Source organism: Amycolatopsis sp. NPDC051372 (genome assembly GCF_040682095.1).
Lineage (GTDB): Bacteria > Actinomycetota > Actinomycetes > Mycobacteriales > Pseudonocardiaceae > Amycolatopsis.
Genome location: NZ_JBFBAF010000012.1, coordinates 22,245 through 41,750, shown reverse-complemented (window position 1 = coordinate 41,750; position 19,506 = coordinate 22,245). Strand labels below are relative to the sequence as shown.

17 protein-coding genes and 1 pseudogene are annotated in these 19,506 nt (G+C 71.1%); 14 read left to right on the top strand and 4 right to left on the bottom strand.

Annotation, left to right across the window (positions count from 1 at the left end; translation table 11 throughout):
• The first annotated feature begins 23 nt into the window (after positions 1-23).
• The 5 genes from AB0M56_RS19465 (at position 24) to ligD (ending at position 7,796) form a co-directional block, all read left to right on the top strand.
• Positions 24-2,072: an MDR family MFS transporter gene (locus tag AB0M56_RS19465; protein ID WP_364177812.1), complete on the top strand. Its 2,049-nt coding sequence runs from the start codon at positions 24-26 to the stop codon at positions 2,070-2,072.
• Between the two features lie 158 nt (positions 2,073-2,230).
• Positions 2,231-3,718 (top strand): hypothetical protein, encoded by a 1,488-nt coding sequence (locus tag AB0M56_RS19460; RefSeq protein ID WP_364177809.1) that lies wholly within the window; start codon positions 2,231-2,233, stop codon positions 3,716-3,718.
• A 34-nt stretch (positions 3,719-3,752) separates the two neighbouring features.
• Entirely contained in the window at positions 3,753-5,288 is a 1,536-nt protein-coding gene (locus tag AB0M56_RS19455; RefSeq protein ID WP_364177806.1) for a hypothetical protein, read from the top strand.
• A 76-nt stretch (positions 5,289-5,364) separates the two neighbouring features.
• Positions 5,365-6,819, top strand: a complete 1,455-nt coding sequence (locus AB0M56_RS19450) for a hypothetical protein (protein ID WP_364177803.1) — start codon at positions 5,365-5,367, stop codon at positions 6,817-6,819.
• A gap of 35 nt (positions 6,820-6,854) precedes the next feature.
• The gene (ligD, locus tag AB0M56_RS19445; RefSeq protein ID WP_364177800.1) at positions 6,855-7,796 is read left to right on the top strand and encodes a non-homologous end-joining DNA ligase; all 942 of its coding nucleotides are present in this window, start codon (positions 6,855-6,857) and stop codon (positions 7,794-7,796) included.
• Between the two features lie 3 nt (positions 7,797-7,799).
• Here ligD and AB0M56_RS19440 read toward each other — a convergent pair whose 3' ends face one another.
• Positions 7,800-9,110, bottom strand: coding sequence for a serine hydrolase domain-containing protein (locus AB0M56_RS19440; RefSeq protein WP_364177798.1), 1,311 nt, complete (start codon positions 9,108-9,110; stop codon positions 7,800-7,802).
• 182 nt (positions 9,111-9,292) lie between these two features.
• On the bottom strand, positions 9,293-10,486 hold the full coding sequence (locus AB0M56_RS19435) for a thiolase family protein (protein ID WP_364177795.1): 1,194 nt from the start codon (positions 10,484-10,486) through the stop codon (positions 9,293-9,295).
• 151 nt (positions 10,487-10,637) lie between these two features.
• Between AB0M56_RS19435 and AB0M56_RS19430 the strand changes: the two genes are divergently transcribed.
• The gene (locus AB0M56_RS19430) at positions 10,638-11,075 is read left to right on the top strand and encodes a helix-turn-helix domain-containing protein (protein ID WP_364177792.1); all 438 of its coding nucleotides are present in this window, start codon (positions 10,638-10,640) and stop codon (positions 11,073-11,075) included.
• 97 nt (positions 11,076-11,172) lie between these two features.
• Entirely contained in the window at positions 11,173-11,949 is a 777-nt protein-coding gene (locus AB0M56_RS19425; RefSeq protein WP_364177789.1) for an NAD(P)H-binding protein, read from the top strand.
• On the opposite strand, the gene AB0M56_RS19420 is transcribed toward AB0M56_RS19425, so the two are convergent.
• Entirely contained in the window at positions 11,891-12,556 is a 666-nt protein-coding gene (locus tag AB0M56_RS19420) for a TetR family transcriptional regulator (RefSeq protein WP_364177786.1), read from the bottom strand. The genes AB0M56_RS19425 and AB0M56_RS19420 overlap by 59 nt on opposite strands.
• A gap of 107 nt (positions 12,557-12,663) precedes the next feature.
• On the opposite strand from AB0M56_RS19420, the gene AB0M56_RS19415 reads away from it, so the two are divergent.
• From AB0M56_RS19415 to AB0M56_RS19385, 7 genes and pseudogenes are all read left to right on the top strand, one after another.
• A complete protein-coding gene (locus AB0M56_RS19415; protein WP_364177783.1) occupies positions 12,664-12,963 on the top strand; it encodes a hypothetical protein in 300 nt (99 codons plus the stop codon).
• Complete coding sequence (locus tag AB0M56_RS19410; RefSeq protein WP_364177780.1) at positions 12,915-13,313, top strand: lipase family protein; 399 nt, start codon at positions 12,915-12,917, stop codon at positions 13,311-13,313. Before AB0M56_RS19415 ends, AB0M56_RS19410 begins: the two co-directional genes overlap by 49 nt.
• Positions 13,265-13,495, top strand: a pseudogene (locus AB0M56_RS19405) (lipase family protein); the annotation flags it as partial. The gene AB0M56_RS19410 and the pseudogene AB0M56_RS19405, both read left to right, overlap by 49 nt.
• Before the next feature lie 289 nt (positions 13,496-13,784).
• Entirely contained in the window at positions 13,785-16,145 is a 2,361-nt protein-coding gene (locus tag AB0M56_RS19400) for a glycoside hydrolase N-terminal domain-containing protein (RefSeq protein ID WP_364177778.1), read from the top strand.
• A 113-nt stretch (positions 16,146-16,258) separates the two neighbouring features.
• Positions 16,259-16,627, top strand: a complete 369-nt coding sequence (locus AB0M56_RS19395) for a DoxX family protein (protein WP_220240630.1) — start codon at positions 16,259-16,261, stop codon at positions 16,625-16,627.
• Between the two features lie 86 nt (positions 16,628-16,713).
• Positions 16,714-17,568 carry a LysR substrate-binding domain-containing protein gene (locus AB0M56_RS19390; protein WP_364177775.1) on the top strand — a complete coding sequence of 285 codons (855 nt, stop codon included), beginning with the start codon at positions 16,714-16,716 and terminating at the stop codon, positions 17,566-17,568.
• A 35-nt stretch (positions 17,569-17,603) separates the two neighbouring features.
• Positions 17,604-18,464 (top strand): hypothetical protein, encoded by an 861-nt coding sequence (locus AB0M56_RS19385; protein ID WP_364177772.1) that lies wholly within the window; start codon positions 17,604-17,606, stop codon positions 18,462-18,464.
• Between the two features lie 7 nt (positions 18,465-18,471).
• Here the strand turns inward: AB0M56_RS19385 and AB0M56_RS19380 are convergent, their stop codons facing one another.
• A complete protein-coding gene (locus AB0M56_RS19380) occupies positions 18,472-19,380 on the bottom strand; it encodes a cobalamin-binding protein (RefSeq protein WP_364177769.1) in 909 nt (302 codons plus the stop codon).
• Between the last annotated feature and the right edge of the window lie 126 nt (positions 19,381-19,506).

The window sequence follows — 19,506 nt, the reverse complement described above, 5'->3', positions numbered from 1 at the left end:
CGAGCGGGTGACGAGGAGGGCGCATGACGGCCACCGCCGAGGTGACGCAGGAGGAGCCGGCCGCGCTGGGGGCCGGGTTGTCGCGGCGGAAGATCAACGCGGTGTTCAGCGCGGTGCTGCTCGGCATGCTGCTCGCGGCGCTGGACCAGACGATCGTGGGCACGGCGTTGCCCACGATCGTGGGTGACCTCGGCGGGGCGGGGCACCTGTCGTGGGTCGTCACCGCGTACCTGCTGGCCGAGACAATCATGACCGTGGTCGTCGGCAAGCTCGGCGATCTGTTCGGGCGCAAGCTGATGTTCCAGCTGTCGGTCGTGATCTTCGGGGTCGGGTCCTTCTTCTGCGGCTTCGCCGACAGCTTGGTGTGGCTCATCGTGTGGCGGGCCGTGCAGGGGCTGGGCGGCGGTGGCCTCATGGTGACCTCGACGGCGCTCATCGCCGACGTCGTGCCGCTGCGCGAGCGCGGCAAGTACCAGGGCGCGCTCGGCTCGGTGTTCGGCGTGGTGACCGTGGCCGGGCCGATGCTCGGCGGCTTCTTCGTGGACCACCTGTCGTGGCGCTGGGCGTTCTACGTGAACATCCCGCTGGTCGTCGTGGTGCTCATCGTGGCCGCGTCCGCGATGCCCAACGCGCGGGCCGCCCTCAAGCCCGTGATCGACTACCTCGGCATCCTGCTCATCGGCCTCGCCGCCACCGGGCTGACGCTCGTCACGAGCTGGGGCGGCACCACCTACGCGTGGGGCTCGCCGACGATCATCGGGATGGCGATCGGCTCGATCGTGCTGCTCGGGCTCTTCGTACTGGTGGAGCTCCGGGCGAAAGAACCGATGCTGCCGATGCGGCTGTTCCGCAACCCCGTGTTCACCGTGGCCGGGATCATGAGCTTCGTCGTCGGCTTCGCGATGCTCGGGGCGCTGTCCTACCTGCCCACGTACATGCAGTACGTGCAAGGCGTCTCGGCGACGTCGTCCGGGGTGCGGCTGCTGCCCATGGTGCTGGCGCTGCTGTTCGCGTCGATCCTGTCGGGCAACCTCGTGAGCCGCACCGGCCGGTACAAGATCTTCCCGCTGGTGGGCTCCGCCTTGATGACGGCCGGGCTCTACCTGCTCTCGCGCCTGGGCCCGGACACCGGGTTCTGGGAGTCGGCGCTGTACATGGCGGTGCTGGGTCTCGGGATCGGCCTCGGCATGCAGGTCCTCACCATCGCCGTGCAGAACACGGTCGACTACCGCGACCTCGGCGTCGCGACGTCCGGTGTCACGTTCCTGCGGTCGATCGGCAGCTCGTTCGGCGCGGCGATCTTCGGCACGGTCTACGCCAACCAGCTCGGCCCGAACCTGGCCCACGCTCTCGCGGCGCACCCCCTGCCGCCGGGAGTCGATCCGCGGGCGACGCAGGTGCCGCAGGCGTTGCACCAGCTTCCCCCGGCGGTGTCACAGCCCGTGATCGCCGCGTACAGCGATTCACTGCATGTGGTGTTCTTGTCGGCCGCTCCGGTGGGCCTCGTCGCGCTGGCGCTGGCGTTCTTCCTGAAGGAAGTGCCGCTGCGGGACACGTCCAGGGCGGCCGCGCCCGACCTCGGCGACGGGTTCGCGATGCCCGAGGCGCGTGACCACGATCGCGAGCTGGAACGGGCTGTCGCCACGCTCTTCTTTCGCGAGCGGCGCAAGGTCGCGCCCGCCATCGCGGCGCGCTCCGGTTCCGAGCTCGACCACGGCGGCCTGTGGTGCCTCGTGCAGGTCCACCTGCGTGAACGCCGTGGCGAACCGGCGACGCTCACGGCGATCGGGCAGCACTACGGCGTGCCCCCACAGGTACTGGAACCCGCGTTCGCGCGGCTGGAGCTCACCGGGTACCTCAGGTTCTCCGGCGGGAGCTGGGCGCTCACCGCGGCCGGGCGCGAGGAGTTCGGCAAGCTCGTGCGCGCCTGGCGCGACTGGCTGGCCGAGCGGCTCGCCGACTGGGGCACCGGCGACCGCGCCGAGCTCGACGCCGCGATCGGCCGCGTCGCCGCGCGCATGCTCGACCAGAGCGCTGACGCTGAGCGCACGGGCCGCCACGCTCTGGTCTGAAAGAACCGGGACGTTACGGGCGGGGCGTTAACATCGCCGGAACGAATACCCCCTATTGTTCCCGGACCATGTCGGTGGATGAGTCAGTGGTCACGATCCCGGAAGATGCGGACAGCCGTGTCGAGCCCCGATCCAGGAGTGCCGTACGGTCACGCTCCGTGCGCTTCCGTTGGCTGCCCTGGGCCGCGGCCATCCTGGGCCTGTTGTCGTTCTTCCTCGTGCGGGGGAGCCTGACCGACGACGGGTACATCACCCTCGCCTACGCCAAGAACCTCGCGCTCCACGGCGAGTGGTCGCTGGTGCCGGGCATCACGGCGAACTCGGCGACCTCGCCGCTCGACGTCTTGTTGCTCGGGCTCCTCACGCTCGTCACGCGCATCAGCGGCGCGGCTCACCCGGTGGTCGCGCTGGGCGCGCTCACCGTGCTCTCATCCGCCGCCATCGGCTGGGCGTGGCAGCGCCTGGCGCGCTCGTTCGGGCTCGCGACGTGGGTCGGCCTGCTCGGCGTGGTGATCGTGGTCGTGAACCCGTTCCTGCTCTCGGCCACGGGCCTCGAGGTCCTGCTGGTGCCGGCGATCCTCCTGTGGCTCACGGTGTTCGCCGTCGAGGGCCGGCCGGCCCTGTTCGGGGTGTTCGCGGCGCTGACGGTGCTCACCCGCCTCGACCTGGTCGTGTTCGTCCTCATCATCACGTTCAGCACGCGCGCCATCCGGCAGCACTTCTGGCGCGCGTTCGGCACGGCCGTGCTGGTCGCCGCGCCGTGGTTCCTGTTCAGCTGGTTCGCGCTCGGCTCGTTCATCCCCGACACCCTGGTCATCAAGCAGGACCAGGAAGGCCTCTTCGGCGCTTGGGGCTACTTCAGCGGCCCGGTGATGTACTTCCTGTACCAGCCAGTGACGGTGATCTTCACGTTCGCGGCGGCGGTCGCGGGCACCGTGGTCCTGCTGGCCTGGCTCGGGCTGCGTTTCGCGCGTCGCTGGGACGACTTCCCGGCTCTCGCGCCGGTCGTTGGGCTCGGCCTGGGCGGCGTCGTCTACTACATCGTGTACTCGACGCTCGGCGTCGGCCCGTACCACTGGTACTACGTGACGCCGACGACCACGATCGGGTCGTTTGCCGTGCTCATGACCGGCATCTGGCTCGCGGAGTCCGGCCGGCGGCCGGGGCTGCGCAAAGCCGCACCGCTCACGGCGCTGGGCCTGGCCTGGGTGACCGCGCTCGGCATGGTGTCGATCGACCTCGCGCAGGGCGTGCCGTGGTCCTCGCCGGTCATCTTCGGCAACTGGGCTAGCTCGACCGACTACGCCCGGGTGGGCCGCGAACTCGGGCAGCGGCTCAACGGCGCGTCAGTGGCGGGGCCGGGGGAGATCGGCACGCTCGCCTACTACTGCGACTGCCAGATCCTCGACGTGTTCTCCGACCGCAGCCAGGTCGCGTCGATCGTGCGCAAGCGGATCGCGGAGGACGGGGCCGTCTCGCGGCTCGGCCTGCGCATCAACTACCACTGGTTCGACCGGAATCAGCCGCCGCGCCAGGTAGACTACCGGCTTCTTTACGGCAAGGGCCCGGCTTCGGGACCCGACTCGTGGACGGTGTACTCGGCCGCCAAGGGCATCGGGCACTTCACGCTGGAGCCCGCGCGCTGAGACCCTGCCCGACCCCTCCCGACGAGGAGTCCGCGTGGCATCGACCAGCACCACCGCACCCGGCGACGTCGAGGACGCCGGACCGGCACCACGCCGCCACGGCGTGCTCGCGCTCGTGGTCGCCGTGCTCTCGGCCGGCGCGTTCGCCTTGTTCCGCAACCACCTGATCGACGACACCTTCATCACGCTCTCCTACGCCCGCAACCTCGCGTTCCACGGGCACTGGGGCCTGATCGAGCTGGGCACGTCGAACACGGCGACCTCGCCCTTGAGCGTGCTGGTGCTGGCCGGGCTGACGCTGGTGGTGCGCGACGCCGTGCCGGCCGCGGCGATCCTGTACGTGCTGTGCCAGGTTGTGATCGCCGTCGGCCTGGCCCGCCTGGGTGACCGCGCGGGCCTGCCGCGGTGGTTCTCGCCGCTGGCCGTCGCGCTGCTCACCGTGAACCCGCTGCTGATCTCGTCGATCGGGCTCGAGGTCGAGTTCGGCGTGGCGACGGTGGTGTGCCTGCTGGTGTTCTCGGCCGAGCGGCGGCCGGTGCTCGTCGGCGTGGCCACCGGCGTGCTCGTGCTCATCCGGGTGGACCTGGTGCTGATCGCGATCGTGGTGGTCCTCCTGCGGGCGCGGTTCTGGGCCGGGCTCGGCAAGTCGGTGCTGGCGGCGGTGGTCGTCGCGCTGCCGTGGTTCGTGGTCAGCTGGTTCGTGCTCGGTTCCGCGGTGCCGGACACGCTGATCATCAAAACGCTGCAGAAGTCCTGGGGCGCCTACGGGTTCTCGAACGGCCCGGCGCTGTACGAGAGCGTTTTCCCTGGGGCGACGTGGCTTTCGTTCCTCCCGGCGGCGCTGGGCGTGGTGGCTTTCGCGGTGTGGCTCCTCACGCTGGTGCGGCGCGGCCCCGCGGCGAGGACGCTGCTGCCGTTCGCGGCCCTGGTGCTCGCTGGGGTCGTGCACTACCTGGCGTACTCGCGGCTGCACGTACCGCCTTATCACTGGTACTACGCGCCGAGCATCGCCGTGACCACGCTCTTCTTCGCCGCAGCGGTCGCCGCCGTGGCCGGGTGCGCACCGGCGGTGGCCCGCTGGGCGGCCGGGGCGCCCGCGGTACTGGCGGCGGTCGGGCTCGTGGTCGTGAGCGCGGCGTTCTACGCCTGGGGTGGGCTGCCGCGGCCGTTCGCGCCGATCATGTCCAACCACACCACCACCGGCCAGTACGAGCGAATCGGGCCGGAGCTGGGCCGGCTCGTCGGTACCGGCACGGTGCGCAGTGGCGGCGAGATCGGCGTGCTCGCGTACAGCTGCGGCTGCTCGATCGTGGACCTGTTCGACGACCGCGGCGCGGTCGGCCCGGCGATCGCGAAGCGCGAGGCGACGATGGGGTCGTTCGGCCGCAAGCTCGTCGACCTCAACTTCCGCTACTTCGACTACGGAGCGGTGGCCGTGAAGCCCGAGTACGCGCTGGTCCCGACCCCGGTCGGCGCGGCCGCACCGGCGAACGTGCTGGCAAAGTGGCGGATCGCGTCGCCGTGGGCCGGCGAGCAGGTGCTCTACCTCGTGCGCGGCGACGGGACCTGACGTGGGCCGGGCCGTGGCTCCCGCGCGTCTCCCGGCCGAGCCGGGGCAGCCCGCGAGACGAGGCCGTGGCCGGGCAGTGCTGTGGCCGGCCACGGTGGCCGTGGTCTCCGCCGTGGTGTTCCTCGGCGTCAAGGGAAGCCTGATCGACGATTCGTTCATCACACTCGGGTACGCGCGCAACCTCGCCGAGCATTTCCACTGGGGACTGGTCGAGGCCGAGACGGCGAACTCGGCGACTTCGCCGCTGAACGTCCTGCTGCTCGCGCTCGGCGGCACGCTCACGCGGGTCGCGGGCGGCCAGGTCCACCCGGTGGCCGGCGCGGGACTCGTGTTCGTGGCGGAGATGACGGCCGTGGGCTGGGGGTTCGCGCGCATCACCCGGGCGCTGCGGCTGCCGTTTTTCACGGCTGTGGCGGGGACGGCGGCGATCCTGGTCAACCCGTTCGTTTTGTCGGCGACCGGGCTGGAGGTGCACCTGATTTCGGCGGCGCTGGTCCTGCTCACGGCGTACGCGCTGGAAGGCCGGGCGATCGGGTTCGGCGTGGTGGCCGGGCTCGCGGTGCTGGTGCGGCTGGATCTGGTGGTCTTCGTGGTGCTGTTCGCGCTGGGGGTCGGGGCGCTGCGGGGCCGGCTGCTGCCCGTGGTGGGCGTGGCGCTCGCGGTGTGCCTGCCGTGGTTCGTCTTCAGCTGGCTCGCACTCGGCTCGGCGATCCCCGACACCTTCCTGATCAAGACGACGCAGGGCGCGTTCGGCGAGTACACCTACGGCAACGGGCCGGAGTACTACCTCGACCCGAAGCGCTGGAAGGCGACGCTGGTGGCGTTCGCCCCGGCTGCCGGCGGGCTGGTGGCGCTGCTCGGCTGGCTGGGGTGGCTCGTGGTGCGCCGGGAACAGGCCGCGCGGTTCGGACCGGTGGGCGTGCTGGGTGTGGGAGGGCTGGCGTACTACGGTGCGTACTCGCTGCTCGGCGTGCCGCCCTACCAGTGGTACTACGTGGCGCCGATCGTCGCGCTCACGGTCGTGTTCGTGGTCGCAGCCGGGTGGCTGGCCCGCGGCGGCGCGTTCCGGGTGGCCGTGGCGAGCCTGGCGTTGGCGCTCGCGGTGCTGCCGGCCGGATACCTCGACGTGCACCGCGGGGTGCCCTGGACGGCGCCGCCGATCTTCGGCAACTGGGCCACGGCGGCGGACTACGCCCGTGTCGGCCGGGAAATCGGCGCGCGGGTCGGCGACGCGACGGTGGCGGCCCCGCCCGAGATCGGCACCCTCGCGTACTTCTGCGAGTGCGCGATGGTCGACACGTTCGCCGACCAGGGCCGCGTCGTCCCGCTGGTGGCGCAGCGCATCGCTGCGGCGGGACCGGTCGGCGGACTCCTGCTGCGGCTGGACTACCACTGGCTCGACCGCGCCCGCCGGCCCCGGCCCGTGGACTACCGCCTCGACTGGAGCTGGACGCCGATCTCCGGGCCGGACACGTGGCACCTGTCCTCACCGGCGACGGGCAACGGCTGGGTGCGGCTCGTGCGGATCTGATCGCGCCCGCGCCCCGCAGCGGTTACCGTCACGGCATGGCGAAAGACTCGGCGGTGGGGGTCGCGGTCGGGGACCGCATGGTGCGCATCTCCAACCCGGACCGGGTGTACTTCCCGGCCCGGGGCGAGACGAAGCTGGACCTGGTGAACTACTACCTCTCGGTCGGCGAGGGCATCGTGCGCGCCCTGCGGGAGCGTCCGTGCATGCTGCACCGGTTCCCTTCAGGCGTCGCGGGGGAGAAGGTGCACCAGAAGCGCGTGCCGAACGGCGCGCCGCCGTGGCTGGAGACCGTGCGGGTGCACTTCCCTCGCTACGGCCGCTACGCCGACGAGCTGTGCGTGACGGAGGCGGCGCACGTCGCGTGGGCGGTGCAGATGTCCACTGTGGAGTTCCACCCGTGGAACTCGCGTCGCGCGGACACGGAAAAGCCTGACGAGTGGCGGATCGACCTCGACCCGATGCCCGACTGTCCCTTCGACACGGTCCGCAGCGTCGCGCGCGTCGTCCACGAGGTGCTGGACGAGCTCGGCGCCGTCGGCTGGCCGAAAACCTCCGGCGGGAGCGGGCTGCACGTCTACGTGCGCATCGAACCCCGCTGGGGCTTCGCCGACGTGCGCCGCGCGGCGCTGGCCTTCGCGCGCGAGGTGGAGCGGCGCGCGCCAGACGAGGTGACGACCACGTGGTGGCGCAAAGACCGCGATCCGAAGAAGCTATTCGTGGATTACAACCAGAACGCGCGTGACCACACGATCGCCAGCGCGTACTCCGTGCGCGGCGTGCCGGAGGGCACCGTGTCGACGCCCATCCGCTGGGACGAGGTCGACGACGTCGAGCCGCGCGAGTGCACCATCGCCACAGTGCCCGCGCGCTTCGCCGAGCTGGGTGACCTCCACGGGGGCATCGACGACGCGGTGTTCTCACTGGAGCCCCTGCTCGAATGGGCCGATCGCGACGGGTTGGAAGCCGACGACTCTTGATGATCAGGCAATCCGGGAGGCGGCAGCTCCGTTGTGCAGGAAGCGGGCGCGGCCGTGCTCGTCCGAGCCGACCAGGGACAGGACCTGGTGGCCGTCGAACTTCGGCTCGAGCGTGATGATCGTGCTGTCGCCGAGGCGGACGACCTCGACGCGATTCTCGCGCTTGCCGAGGAGGGTCGCGGCGCGCTCGTTTCGGGGGCGGTAGGTGAGGGACGAGCGGCCGTTCTCGGCGGTGAGGGCGATGTCGTACAGCGTGGTGCGGTACGTGCCGCACATGCGGTCCGCGTCGATCGGAGCGGGGTTCGCGGGCGGCACGGAAAGCGGTGCCGTCCCGACGCCGGCGAGCTCCCCGAGCACCATACTGAAGATCTCGTGCGCCAGTGGCTCACTGCCCGCGCTGTTGGTCAGCACCACCACCGCGACGCCGGCCGAGGGGACGACGCGCAGGAACGCCTTCTGTCCTTTGGAGACGCCGGTGTGGCCGAGCACGCCGTCCTGGTAGAGCATCCAGCCGAGCCCCCAGCCGAGGATGCCGCCACCGAAGTCCGGGACGGACTCGAGCTGGGGTTCGCGCAGGGCCGCGAGCGTCTCGTCGGTGAGGTGCAGGCGGACGAACTCCAGCAGGTCGCGGGCACTCATCGCGAGGTGCGAGCCGCTGGGCACGCAGTGGTAGCGGACCGCCCACGACGGGGTGGGCACGAGCTGTCCGCCGGCCTCGACGTGGCCGACCGCGGCGCGGTGCAGGATCGCCTCGTACGGGTCGGTGGCGACGGTCCGCAGGCCCAGCGGTGTCACGAGGTGATCGCGCAATGCGGCGTGGAAGGGCTTGCCGCGCAACACTTCCACGAGCCGGCCGAGCAGCGCGTACCCGCTGTTGGAGTAGGAGAAGAGGGCGCCCGGCGGGAGGAGCTGGTGCGCGTCGGCCAGAGCGGCGACGAACTTCTCGATGGCGTCGTCGTTGCGACCGGCATCGACGTAGTGGTTGCCGTCGAGGCCGCCGGTGTGGGTGAGCAGGTGGCGGGCGGTCAGTGACGCGGTGGCGGCCGGGTCGCTCAGCCGGAAACCGGGCACGTACTCGCGAACGGGATGGTCGAGATCCAGCACGCCCTCGTTCACCAGTTGCCGGACCAGGGTCGCGGTCCAGATCTTGGTGATCGAGCCGATCTTGAACACCGAGTCCGTCGTGGCCTCGACTCCCGTGCGCAGGCTCAGCACGCCCGCGGCCTCGTCCCTGATCTTTCCGCCGGCCAGCACCGCCACCTGCGCGCCCGGCACGTCGTACTTCGTGATGAGCTCGCCCAGGTTCCACCCCACCCCGCCAACCTAGCGGCCGTTCCGGGACGGACTGGGCGAGCACACTCCGCCGACCCTACCCGCGAGATCGCGCCGGCTTCCCGATTGTGCGGTGCGATCGGCCCCCGGCCGATCCGACCGCACAATCGGGAAGCCGGCTCAAAGGCGATCTCGCCCGCCCCGACGGAGTCGGGGCCAAAAATTTACAGCCGTTCGATGATCGTCGCGTTGGCCAGGCCGCCGGCTTCGCACATGGTTTGCAGGCCGTAGCGGCCGCCGGTCTGCTCGAGTACCGACAGCAGCGTCGTCATCAGGCGCCCGCCGCTGGCACCGAGCGGATGGCCGATCGAGATGGCGCCGCCGTTGACGTTGACCTTGTTCAGGTCCGCGCCGAGCTCCGCCTGCCACGCCAGCACGACGCTGGCGAACGCTTCGTTGACCTCGAACGCGTCGATGTCCGACAGCTTCAGGCCCGCGCGGTCGAGCACCTTGCGGGTCGCCGGGATCACGCCGGTGAGCATGTAGAGCGGGTCGTCGCCGACCACCGAGAACGAGTGCAGGCGCGCCCTCGGCTTGAGGCCGAGCTTCTTCGCCGTGTCGCTGCTGGTGATGAGCACCGCGGACGCGCCGTCGTTGATCGGCGAGGAGTTGCCCGCCGTCACGCGCCAGTCGATCTGCGGGAAGCGCTCGGACCACAGGTCGGCCTTGAACGCCGGCTTGAGGCCCGCGAGGACCTCGGGCGTGGTGCCCGGGCGCACCGACTCGTCGGTGGTCACGTCGACGAGCGTGCCGTCGGGGCCCGGCGCCTTGAGTGCGGCGACCTCGCCGGCGAACTTGCCGTCAGCCCAGGCCTGGGCCGCGCGGCGGTGGCTCTCGGCGGAATACGCGTCGAGCTGCTCGCGCGAGAAGCCCCACTTGGCGGCGATGAGCTCCGCGCTGATGCCCTGTGGCACGAGGCCTTCGGGATAGCGGGCCGCGACACCGGCGCCGAACGGGTCCTTGCCGGCCATCTGGCTGCCCATCGGCACGCGGCCCATGGACTCGATGCCGGAGGCGATGGCGATGTCGTACGCGCCGCTCAGTACACCCTGCGCGGCGAAGTGGATGGCCTGCTGGCTGCTGCCGCACTGGCGGTCGACAGTCACGGCGGGCACCGACTCCGGCAGCCCCGCGGCGAGCGCGGCCCAGCGCGCGGTGTTCATGCTCTGCTCGCCGATCTGCCCGACCGCGCCGCTGATCACGTCGTCGATCAGCGCGGGGTCGATGCCGGTGCGTTCGACCAGCGACCGGATGGCGTGCGCGTGCAGGTCGACCGGGTGGACCCCCGCCAGCTTCCCCGTTGGCTTGCCCTTGCCGATCGGTGTCCGAACCGCGTCGACGATGACCGCGTCCCTCATGACCTGCCTCCTCGCATAGCCGCTTAATCCAGTTGTACGCCTTATGGGTTTGATAACACAACTCACTCGGCGAAGGCTGTCGGCCACCTCACACCCTCTGGTGACGTGCTAGGTTGGAAATTCCTGCTGGGGTGTAACGGAGGTGGGACGGATGGCAACGCGAGGCCGGGAGTGCTCGATCGCGGACGCACTGGAGGTGGTCGGCGAGCGGTGGAGTCTGCTCGCGCTCCGGGAGGTCCTGCTGGGCGAGCGGCGGTTCAACCAGATCGCGGAGAACACCGGGGCCAGCCGCGACATCCTGGCGGCGCGGCTGCGCAAGCTGGTCGACGCCGGCGTGCTCGAGAAGCGCCAGTACGAGGACCACCCACCGCGCTTCGAGTACCTGCCGACGGAGTCCGCGAAGGCGCTCCAGCCGGTGCTGCTCGGCCTGATGCAGTGGGGCGACCGGTTCATCCGCCAGGGCCCGCCGCCGACTGTGTACGAGCACGACTGCGGTGAAAAGCTGCACGTGAAGAGCGTGTGCGCAGATTGCGGCGAGCCGATCGCGTCGAAAGGCCTGCACGCGGTCCGCGTGGGCGCGGTGCGCTGATCTTCCGGTGAAGCACACGGCTTCCGGGCCGGGCGGGCGCGTGCCAGGATGGCCGCGGAAGCCGTCCGGCCGGGCGGTGGTGCCGGGAAGGGGCGGCGTGCCGGAACGGATCCTGGTGACCGGCGGGACCGGTCAGCTCGGCAGGGTGGTCGTCGAACGCCTGAGGGCGGCGGGGGAGCAGGTGCGCGCGCTGAGCCGCCGGCGCCGCGGCGGAGGCGGCGCCGAATGGGTCGTCGGGGACCTGCGCTCCGGGCGCGGGATCGACACCGCGCTGGCGGGCTGCGACGTCGTTCTGCACTGCGCCACCGACTACCGGCACGAGGTCGCCACGATGCGCACGCTCGTCGAGGCCGCGCGCTGGACGGGCAACCCGCCGCACGTCGTGTACGTGTCCATCGTCGGCGTCGACCGCGTGCCGCTCGGCTACTACGCGGCGAAACTCGCCGCGGAGGAGGTGCTCGCGAGTTCCGGGCTGCCGCACACGATCCAGCGCGCGACGCAGTTCCACGCGCTCGTGCGCGCCGTGCTCGCGGGCGCGGCCCGGCTGCCCGTCGTCCCGGTGCCGCGGTGGCGGTTCCAGCCCGTCGATGTGCGCGACCTCGCGGTGCGCCTGGCCGAGCTCGCCAAGGCGGAGCCCGCGGGCCGGGTGCCGGACTTCGGCGGGCCGGAGGTGCTGGCGGCGGCGGACCTGGCGAAGGCGGTGCTCGCGGCGAGTGGCCGGACCAAGCGCGTGCTGCCGGTACGGCTGCCCGGCGCGTTGTTCCGCGCGTACGCCGAGGGTGGCAACCTCGCGTCTGGCCACGCCGACGGGGTGATCACCTTCCGGCAGTACCTGGCGGAGCAGCCGAATCCGGTGGCTCTGCGCTACCACTGACTGCGCGCGGCGTGACCAGCAGCTTCAACACGTCGGCGAAGAGCGAGTCCGGCACCGCCGACGCTTCGACGCCGCGCTCCACCGCGAGCCCGTTGGACAGCGCCAGCACCACCACGGCGAGCTGCTCCGGCGGCAGCGGAAGCTCGACGCCGTGCTGGGCCGCGGCCCGCGTGATGGCCGCGGTGATGGCGTCGCGCAGCTGTGCCCGGCGCAACGCGAGTCCCTTGTGGACGGCGGGGTTGCGCATCGCGATTCCCCAGTACTCCAGTAGAAGCCGGTGCCACGTCGCGTCCGTGTCGACACCCGCGGCCAGCCGCGCGCCAGCCTCCGCGGTGGCCTCGCCGAGATCGCTCAGCTCGTCGAACGCCGTGGTGGCCGAACGCATGCGCTCCACGATGTGCTCTTCCATGATGGTGAGCACGAGGTCGTCGCGGCCCTCGAAGTTCGAGTAGACCGCACCCTTGGTGAGGCCGGCCGCCGCGGCGATGTCGTTGAGCGACGTGGCCGCGATGCCCTGCCGGGCGAACACCTCGCCCGCGGCGTCGATGATCTTGCGTCGGGTCTCGGCGCGGCTCGGGCGACGGCGCGGGGTCCGCGAAGGGGCCATGAGCCGGAGACTACAGCTCCCTCACCTGGACGTTTTTCGTTGACTGTGATCCAGGTCATCTGGTAAGCCTCTGACTCGATACCGGTTGGTATTGAGTTGAAGGTTCCGTGCCCACCATCAGCGTCGACATCCGCCGAAAGCTCTCCACCCTCGCCGTCGTCACCGCGATGGCCGCGACGGTCTTCACGGCCGCGCCGTCCGCCACCGCCGCGCCGTCGCCCGGAAATCTCGCGAGCGAACCGTTCTACGCCCAGCCCTCGCCGTTGCCGGAAGTCGCGCCGGGCACCGTGCTCGACTCGCGCCCGGTCACCATCCGGGCGCTGACCCTGCCCGTGCCGGTGCGCGCGTGGCAGGTGAAGTGCCGCTCGACCGACACCTCTCCGGTCCGAGCACGCCGACGGGCCTGATCGGCTATTCGGGTGGTGCGCTCGCCAGTGAGTGGGCCAACGAGCTGCAGCCGCGGTACGCGCCGGAGCTGAAGTTCGCCGGGGTCGCCGCCGGCGGCGTGCCTGCGGACCTCGACTACATCGCCCGCCGCATCGACGGCGGCCCGTTCGCGGGGATCTACGTGGGCGCCGCCGTCGGGCTGGCCCGCGCGTACCCCGGGATCGACACGGACACGCTGCTCAACGCGCGCGGTAAGCAGGCGTTCGCCGAAGTCGGTGGACAGTGCATCGAGCATTCACGGTCGGACAGGCGTTCCGGCGCATGCGGGACTACACGACCGTGCCGCAGCTGCTCGACGTGCCCGCGGTGAAGCGCGTGATCGCCGAGAACACCATGGGGCGCTTCAAGCCCGGCTCGCCGGTCTACGTCTACCAGGGCGTGTTCGACGAGCTTGCGTTCTCGCCGCCGGTGGACAAGCTCGTGCGCACGTACTGCGCGCAGGGCGCTGCGGTGCAGTACCGCCGGATCCCGATCGGCGACCACGTGACGGTGGCGGTGCAGGGCGCGCCCGGCGCGCTGGCCTACCTCGCCGACCGGCTGGCGGGCAAGCCCCACCCAGCACCTGCTGAGCGCGTCCGGGTGCCCCCCCGCCGGTGGAGGGACCGCCACCCGAGTCCTCCGAGGAGTTTGATCCGGCTCCGCCGGAAACCGATCCGCCTCCGTCGTTGGCGGGCAATAATTCCGAAGAATCTTGACCAGGTTCGGGCAGACATCCTATGTTTGGCGAGCTTCAGGCCTCGCTCACGGCCGGATTCCGCCTTCGACGACGAACGGACCTGTCATGTCGGACCTCTCCTCCCCGCCCTCCCGTCGGACCTTTCTCAAGCTCGGTGGCGCCGTCGGCGCGGGCTTCGCCTTGAGCGGGTTTCGCCCGTTCAAGGCGCAAGCGTCGCCCGCGCGACCGCCGTCCGCCAACCTCGTCTCGGACAACGCCGCGACCACGCTCTGGTACCCGGCGCCGGCTGTCGAGTCGCACGTGATCGAGCAGGCGTTGCCGATCGGTAATGGTCGGATCGGTGGCCTCGTCGGTGGCGACCCCGCAGCCGACTACGTGTACTTCACCGACTCGTCGCTCTGGACCGGCGGGCTCAACGACACGGTGCAGGACGACGGCCAGCTGCCCTACGGCAAGGACGACTTCGGCAGCTTCGGCCTCCTGGCCAAGGTGCGGCTGAAGTTGCCCGCCCACACCGGCGTCAGCGGCTACCGGCGAACCCTGGACCTCAGCAACGGCCTCGTCACGGCGACCTACGGCCTGCGTGGCGCGACCTACCGGCGCGAGGTCTACGCGAGCTACCCCGACGACGTCGTGGTGATCCGGCTGACGCAGCAGGGCGGCGGTTCCTACACCGGTTCGGTGACGCTGGAAGGCACTCGCGACGAGAAGCCGACGGCGGGCGGCGGCGCCGTATCGCTCGGCGGCACCTTCGCGAACGGCCTGAAGTACAGCAGCGCCGTCACGGCCGCGTCGAAGGGTGGGCGCGTCGCCGTTTCGGGTACGGAGGTGACCTTCACCGGCTGCAGCGAAGTGGTGATCGTGGTCTGCGGTGGCACGAACTACGTTCCCGACGCCGCGCGGCACTACCTCGACGCCGGGGCGAACCCGGCTTCCGTGGCTGTCGGCAAGGTGAACGCCGCGGCCGCCGCGTCCGGCACCGCGCTGCTCGCGACCCACGTGCAGGACTACCGCAAGCTGTTCGACCGGATGAAGGTCGACCTCGGGCAGTCGCCGGCCAACCGGCGCACGCTCGACTCGTGGTCGCGCATCGCGGTGCGCTACACCGACCCGGGCACGCCAGACCCGGAGCTCGAGGCGAGCTACGTGCAGTTCGGCCGTTACCTGACGATCACCGGCTCCCGCAGCGGTCTCCCGATCAGCCTCCAGGGCCTGTGGCTCAACAACAACTCGCCCGACTGGTACAGCGACTACCACACCGACATCAACCTGGAGATGAACTACTGGCTCGCCGACCGCGCGGGCCTGAAGGAGTGCTTCACCGCGCTGGCGGACTACTGCCTCGCGCAACTGCCCTCGTGGACCGACACGACGAAGCGGCTGTTCAACGACCCGCGCAACCGGTTCCGCAACAGCACCGGCAAGATCGCCGGCTGGGCGATCGCGTTCTCCACCAACATCTACGGCGGCTCCGGCTGGGCGTGGCACCCGGCGGGCAACGCGTGGCTGTGCAACAACCTGTGGGACCACTACGAGTTCACCCAGGACAAGGCCTACCTCGCGAAGGTCTACCCGGTGCTCAAGGGCGCGACGGAATTCTGGGAGGCGCGCCTGGTCACGAAGAACATCGACGGCAAGGACTACCTGGTCAGCGACACCGACTGGTCGCCCGAGCACGGCCCGGACGCACAGGGCAACACCTACTCCCAGGAGCTCGTCCACGACCTGTTCGGGCACTTCACGCAGGCGACGCAGATTCTCGGGCGCGACGGCGACTACGGCAAGACGATCACGGGGATGCGCGACCGGCTGCACCTGCCGACCGTCAGCCCGGTCACCGGCTGGCTGCAGGAGTGGCTCTCGCCGGAGAACCTGGGGGAGACCACCCACCGGCACCTCTCGCCACTCATCGGGTTCTTCCCCGGCGACCGCATCAACACCGACACCGCGTCGAAGGAACTGATCGACGGCGTGCGCAACCTGCTGATCGCCCGCGGGATGGACACCTTCGGCTGGGGCTGCGCATGGCGCTCGGCGTGCTGGGCCCGGCTCAAGGACGCCGACCGCGCGTACCAGCTCTTCCTCACGGTGCTGCGGCCCTCGTTCAACAACGGCAACGGCACGGCGGCCAACTTCTTCGACATGTACAGCCAGGGCAGCTACACGATCTTCCAGATCGACGCGAATCTCGGCGGGCCGGCCGCGGTGCTGGAAATGCTGCTGTACTCGCGCTCCGGCGTGATCGAGCTCCTGCCCGCGCTGCCGTCGGCCTGGGCGGGGTCCGGGCACGTGACCGGCATCGGCGCCCGCGGCGGGTTCGAGGTCGACCTCGAATGGCGGCGCGGCAAGGTCACGAAGGCGGTCGTGCGCAGCGTCGGCGGGACCGAGACCGAACTGCGCGCCGGTACCTGGAAGCAGCAGATCCGGCTGCGCCCGGGACAGTCGATCACCGTCACCCCGCGGTGACCGGACCGGCGCCGGAAGGTTCCCGTCCGTACCTTCCGGCGCCCGTGCCCCCGTCGATTCGACCTCGAACAGTGTAGCGTTCAACTATACGAGTCGGATGGATCGGAGCGGGCATGAACATCGCGTTGTGGATCGCGGCGGGGATTTCGGCAGTGCTGTACTTGGGGGCGGGCGGAATGAAGCTCGCCACGCCGCGGAAGAAGCTGCTCGAGAACCCCAACATGGGCTGGGTCGAGGACTTCTCGGACACCTCGGTGAAGCTGATCGCGCTCGCGGAGGTGCTCGGCGCGATCGGGCTGATCCTGCCGTGGGCTCTGGACATCGCGCCCGTCCTGACGCCGATCGCGGCGGTGGGCCTGGCGATCGTGGCCCTCGGCGCGATCGTGGTGCACGCGCGGCGCAAGGAACCGAAGGGTGTGCCGGTCAACGTGGTACTGCTGGTGCTGACCGTCTTCGTCGCCGTGGGCCGCTTCGCCGGCTGAGCGCGGCCTCACCCGGGCGTCGGTCTCGACCCGTCCGCGGAGCCGCGGCTGGCTTAGGCTGGGGCGGCGAGGGACGGAGGCCCGAGGTGGACGTCGATCTGCGGAAGGTGCGCTACTTCGTCGCCGTGGCCGAGGAACTGCACTTCGGCCGGGCGGCGGAGCGGTTGCACATCGCGCAGCCCGTGCTGTCACGCCAGATCAGGGCGCTGGAAGAGGAGCTGCGCGCGCAGCTGTTCGTGCGTGACCGGCGCTCGACGGAGCTCACGGCCGCCGGCCGGCAGCTGCTCGAGGACAGCCGGCCGATCCTCGCCTCGGCCGACGCGTTGCGGCGGCGCGTGGCGCTGGCCGCGCGCGGCGCTTCGACCTTCACCATCGGATTCATGCCCGGCATCACCGTGACCCAACCCGTGCGCGCGCTGACGGACCGGCATCCCGGCCTCGACGTGGAGCTGGTCCGGACCACGTGGGATGACCAGACCCAGGTGCTGCACGACGGCCGGGCCGACGTCGGCATCGTCCGGCTGCCGGTGGACCCGCGCGGGCTGACCGTGCGGCCGATGTTCAGCGAGCCGCGTGTGGCCATCCTGCCGGTGTCGCACCGCCTGGCGGGCAAGGAATCCGTCGACGTGGCCGATCTCGCCGACGAGCACCTGCTCAACGACCCGGACGCGGTGCCGGAATGGCGGGCCGTCGCGACCGAGCTTCGCGCCGGCGGCGCCGCGCGGCCCCGCGGGTTCCGCAGTATCGAGGAGAAGCTGGAGCACGTGGCCGCCGGTCTGGGCATCGCGATCGTGCCGCTGTCCACTTCGGAGTACTACACGCGCCCCGACGTCACCCACGTGCCGGTCGGCGACCTCCCGCCGGGCCAGGTCGCCTTGGCCTGGGTCGCCTCGCGGCGCTCGCGGCTGATCTACGAGTTCGCGGAGCTCGTCACAGCCTGACTGCGCGTGACGTGGTGGTGTGGTAGGCCAAGACCATGAACGCGCTGGGTTCCTACGTCGAGTCGTGGTCTCCTGAACCGGTCACCGACACCGACGCGCTGCCGGCCGGACCGGCGGCCGCGCTGTCGGCGGCGCTGGACCTGCCGCGGCCGGCTGCCGTCGCGGGGCAGGCGCTACCGCCGCTGTGGCACTGGCTGTACTTCCTGGAGTGGCCGCGGCATTCGGAGATCGGCGCCGACGGCCATCCGGCGGACGGCCACTTCCTGCCGCCGCTGCCGGACCGGCGGCGGATGTTCGCCGGTGGACGCCTGGAAGTCCGGGCCCCGCTCGTGCTGGGCACGCCGGCCGAACGGACGCGGTCGCTCGGCGAGGTCGCGGTGAAACACGGCCGCACGGGCGAGATGCTGTTCGTGACGGTGCGGTCGGAGATCAGGCAGGACGGGACCGTGCGCGTGGTCGAGGAGCAGGACATCGTCTACCGCTCCGGCGAGGACGCCGGGCGCACTGCGCTGGCGGCGCTCGACGTGTCCGGAAAGCCGGAGTCGGCCGCCGAGTGGCAGCAGGCGTGGACGCCGGATCCCGTGCTGCTGTTCAGGTTCAGCGCGCTGACGGCCAACGCGCACCGCATCCACTACGACGAGCCGTACGTCACCGGCACCGAGGGGTACCCGGGTCTCGTGGTGCACGGCCCGCTGCTCGTGCTGCTCTTGCTGGAGCTGGCGCGCACCCGGGCGCCGGAACGCCCGATCCCGTCGCTGTCCTACCGCTTGCGCCGCCCGGTCTTCGCAGGCGAGCACCTCCTCGCGACCGGCGTGCCCGGCGACGGCGGCGCGGCGCTGCAGGTCGACTCCGCGCGCACGGAAGCCGTGGCGACCGCGGACGTCGTGTTCGCCTGACTGCGGTTCAGGCTCGGCGGGCCTCGGCGGGGGACACCGGCGGGTCGGCCTCGACGCCGTGCAGCACGTGGGCCAGGACTTCCGCGCCGCGGACGACGCGCGGGCCGGGGCGGTTGAAGTAGGCCGGACCGTCGAGCAGCCACACCGCACCGGCGCGCACAGCGGGCAGCTCGGCCCAGCCCGGCAACGAGGTGAGGACGTCGAACTCCGCCGCTGTGCGATCGGGGCTGAAGCCGCACGGTAGGACGAGCAGCACGTCCGGGCGCGCGGCTGCGACGGCGTCCCACGGGATCGGGTGCGTGTGCTCGCCGGGCGCCGCGAGCAGCGGTTCGCCGCCCGCCGCGGTGATCTGCTCGGGCACCCAGTGCCCGGCGGGCCACAGCGGGTCGAGCCATTCGAGGGCGACCACGCGTGGCCGCGGCCGGCCGGCGACGCGAGCGCGGACGGCGTCGAGTCGCGCGGTGAGTGAGCGGACTCGATCGGCGGCGAGGGCCGGCACGCCCAGCGCGTCGCCGAGCGTCGTGACGCAGCCGAGGACCTCGGCGAGCCGCCGGGGCTCCAGGCTCAGGACCTTCGGCCCCGCGTCGAGCATCCGCACGGCTTCGGCGACTCGGGTGTAAGAGACCGCGCACACCTCGCACAGGTCCTGGGTGAGCACGAGATCCGGCGCGAGCCCGGCCAGCCGCGCGGTGTCCACCGAGTACAGCGAAGACCCGCGGTGAGCCGAACCCCCGACGGCGTCGGAGATCTCGCGACTGGTCAGCACGGCGTCGTCCACCTCGGCCGCGGTCACGACGGGCACCGACTCGACGCCGGGCGGCCAGTCGCATTCGTGGGTGCGTCCGACCAGGTCATCGAGGCGGCCGAGCTCCGCGACGAGGTCGGTGGCGGCGGGCAGCAGCGACACGATCCGCATGGTTCGAACCTAGCCCGCGCCGCATCGTCTCGCACGGGGTAGGCAGGACCGCGATCACCGTCAGTTACGCGACCCGGTGAAGTCTAGGGGAACCTGTCGAAAGACCGGGATCTCCCTCAAAACCGG

Excerpts from the sequence above, each read along its gene's own strand:
- AB0M56_RS19400 (WP_364177778.1), top strand. The coding sequence starts at position 13,785 with ATGTCGGACCTCTCCTCCCCGCCCTCCCGTCGGACCTTTCTCAAGCTC.
- AB0M56_RS19465 (WP_364177812.1), top strand. The coding sequence starts at position 24 with ATGACGGCCACCGCCGAGGTGACGCAGGAGGAGCCGGCCGCGCTGGGG.
- ligD (WP_364177800.1), top strand. The coding sequence starts at position 6,855 with ATGGCGAAAGACTCGGCGGTGGGGGTCGCGGTCGGGGACCGCATGGTG.
- AB0M56_RS19420 (WP_364177786.1), bottom strand. The coding sequence starts at position 12,556 with ATGGCCCCTTCGCGGACCCCGCGCCGTCGCCCGAGCCGCGCCGAGACC.
- AB0M56_RS19380 (WP_364177769.1), bottom strand. The coding sequence starts at position 19,380 with ATGCGGATCGTGTCGCTGCTGCCCGCCGCCACCGACCTCGTCGCGGAG.
- AB0M56_RS19385 (WP_364177772.1), top strand. The coding sequence starts at position 17,604 with ATGAACGCGCTGGGTTCCTACGTCGAGTCGTGGTCTCCTGAACCGGTC.
- AB0M56_RS19430 (WP_364177792.1), top strand. The coding sequence starts at position 10,638 with ATGGCAACGCGAGGCCGGGAGTGCTCGATCGCGGACGCACTGGAGGTG.
- AB0M56_RS19435 (WP_364177795.1), bottom strand. The coding sequence starts at position 10,486 with ATGAGGGACGCGGTCATCGTCGACGCGGTTCGGACACCGATCGGCAAG.
- AB0M56_RS19395 (WP_220240630.1), top strand. The coding sequence starts at position 16,259 with ATGAACATCGCGTTGTGGATCGCGGCGGGGATTTCGGCAGTGCTGTAC.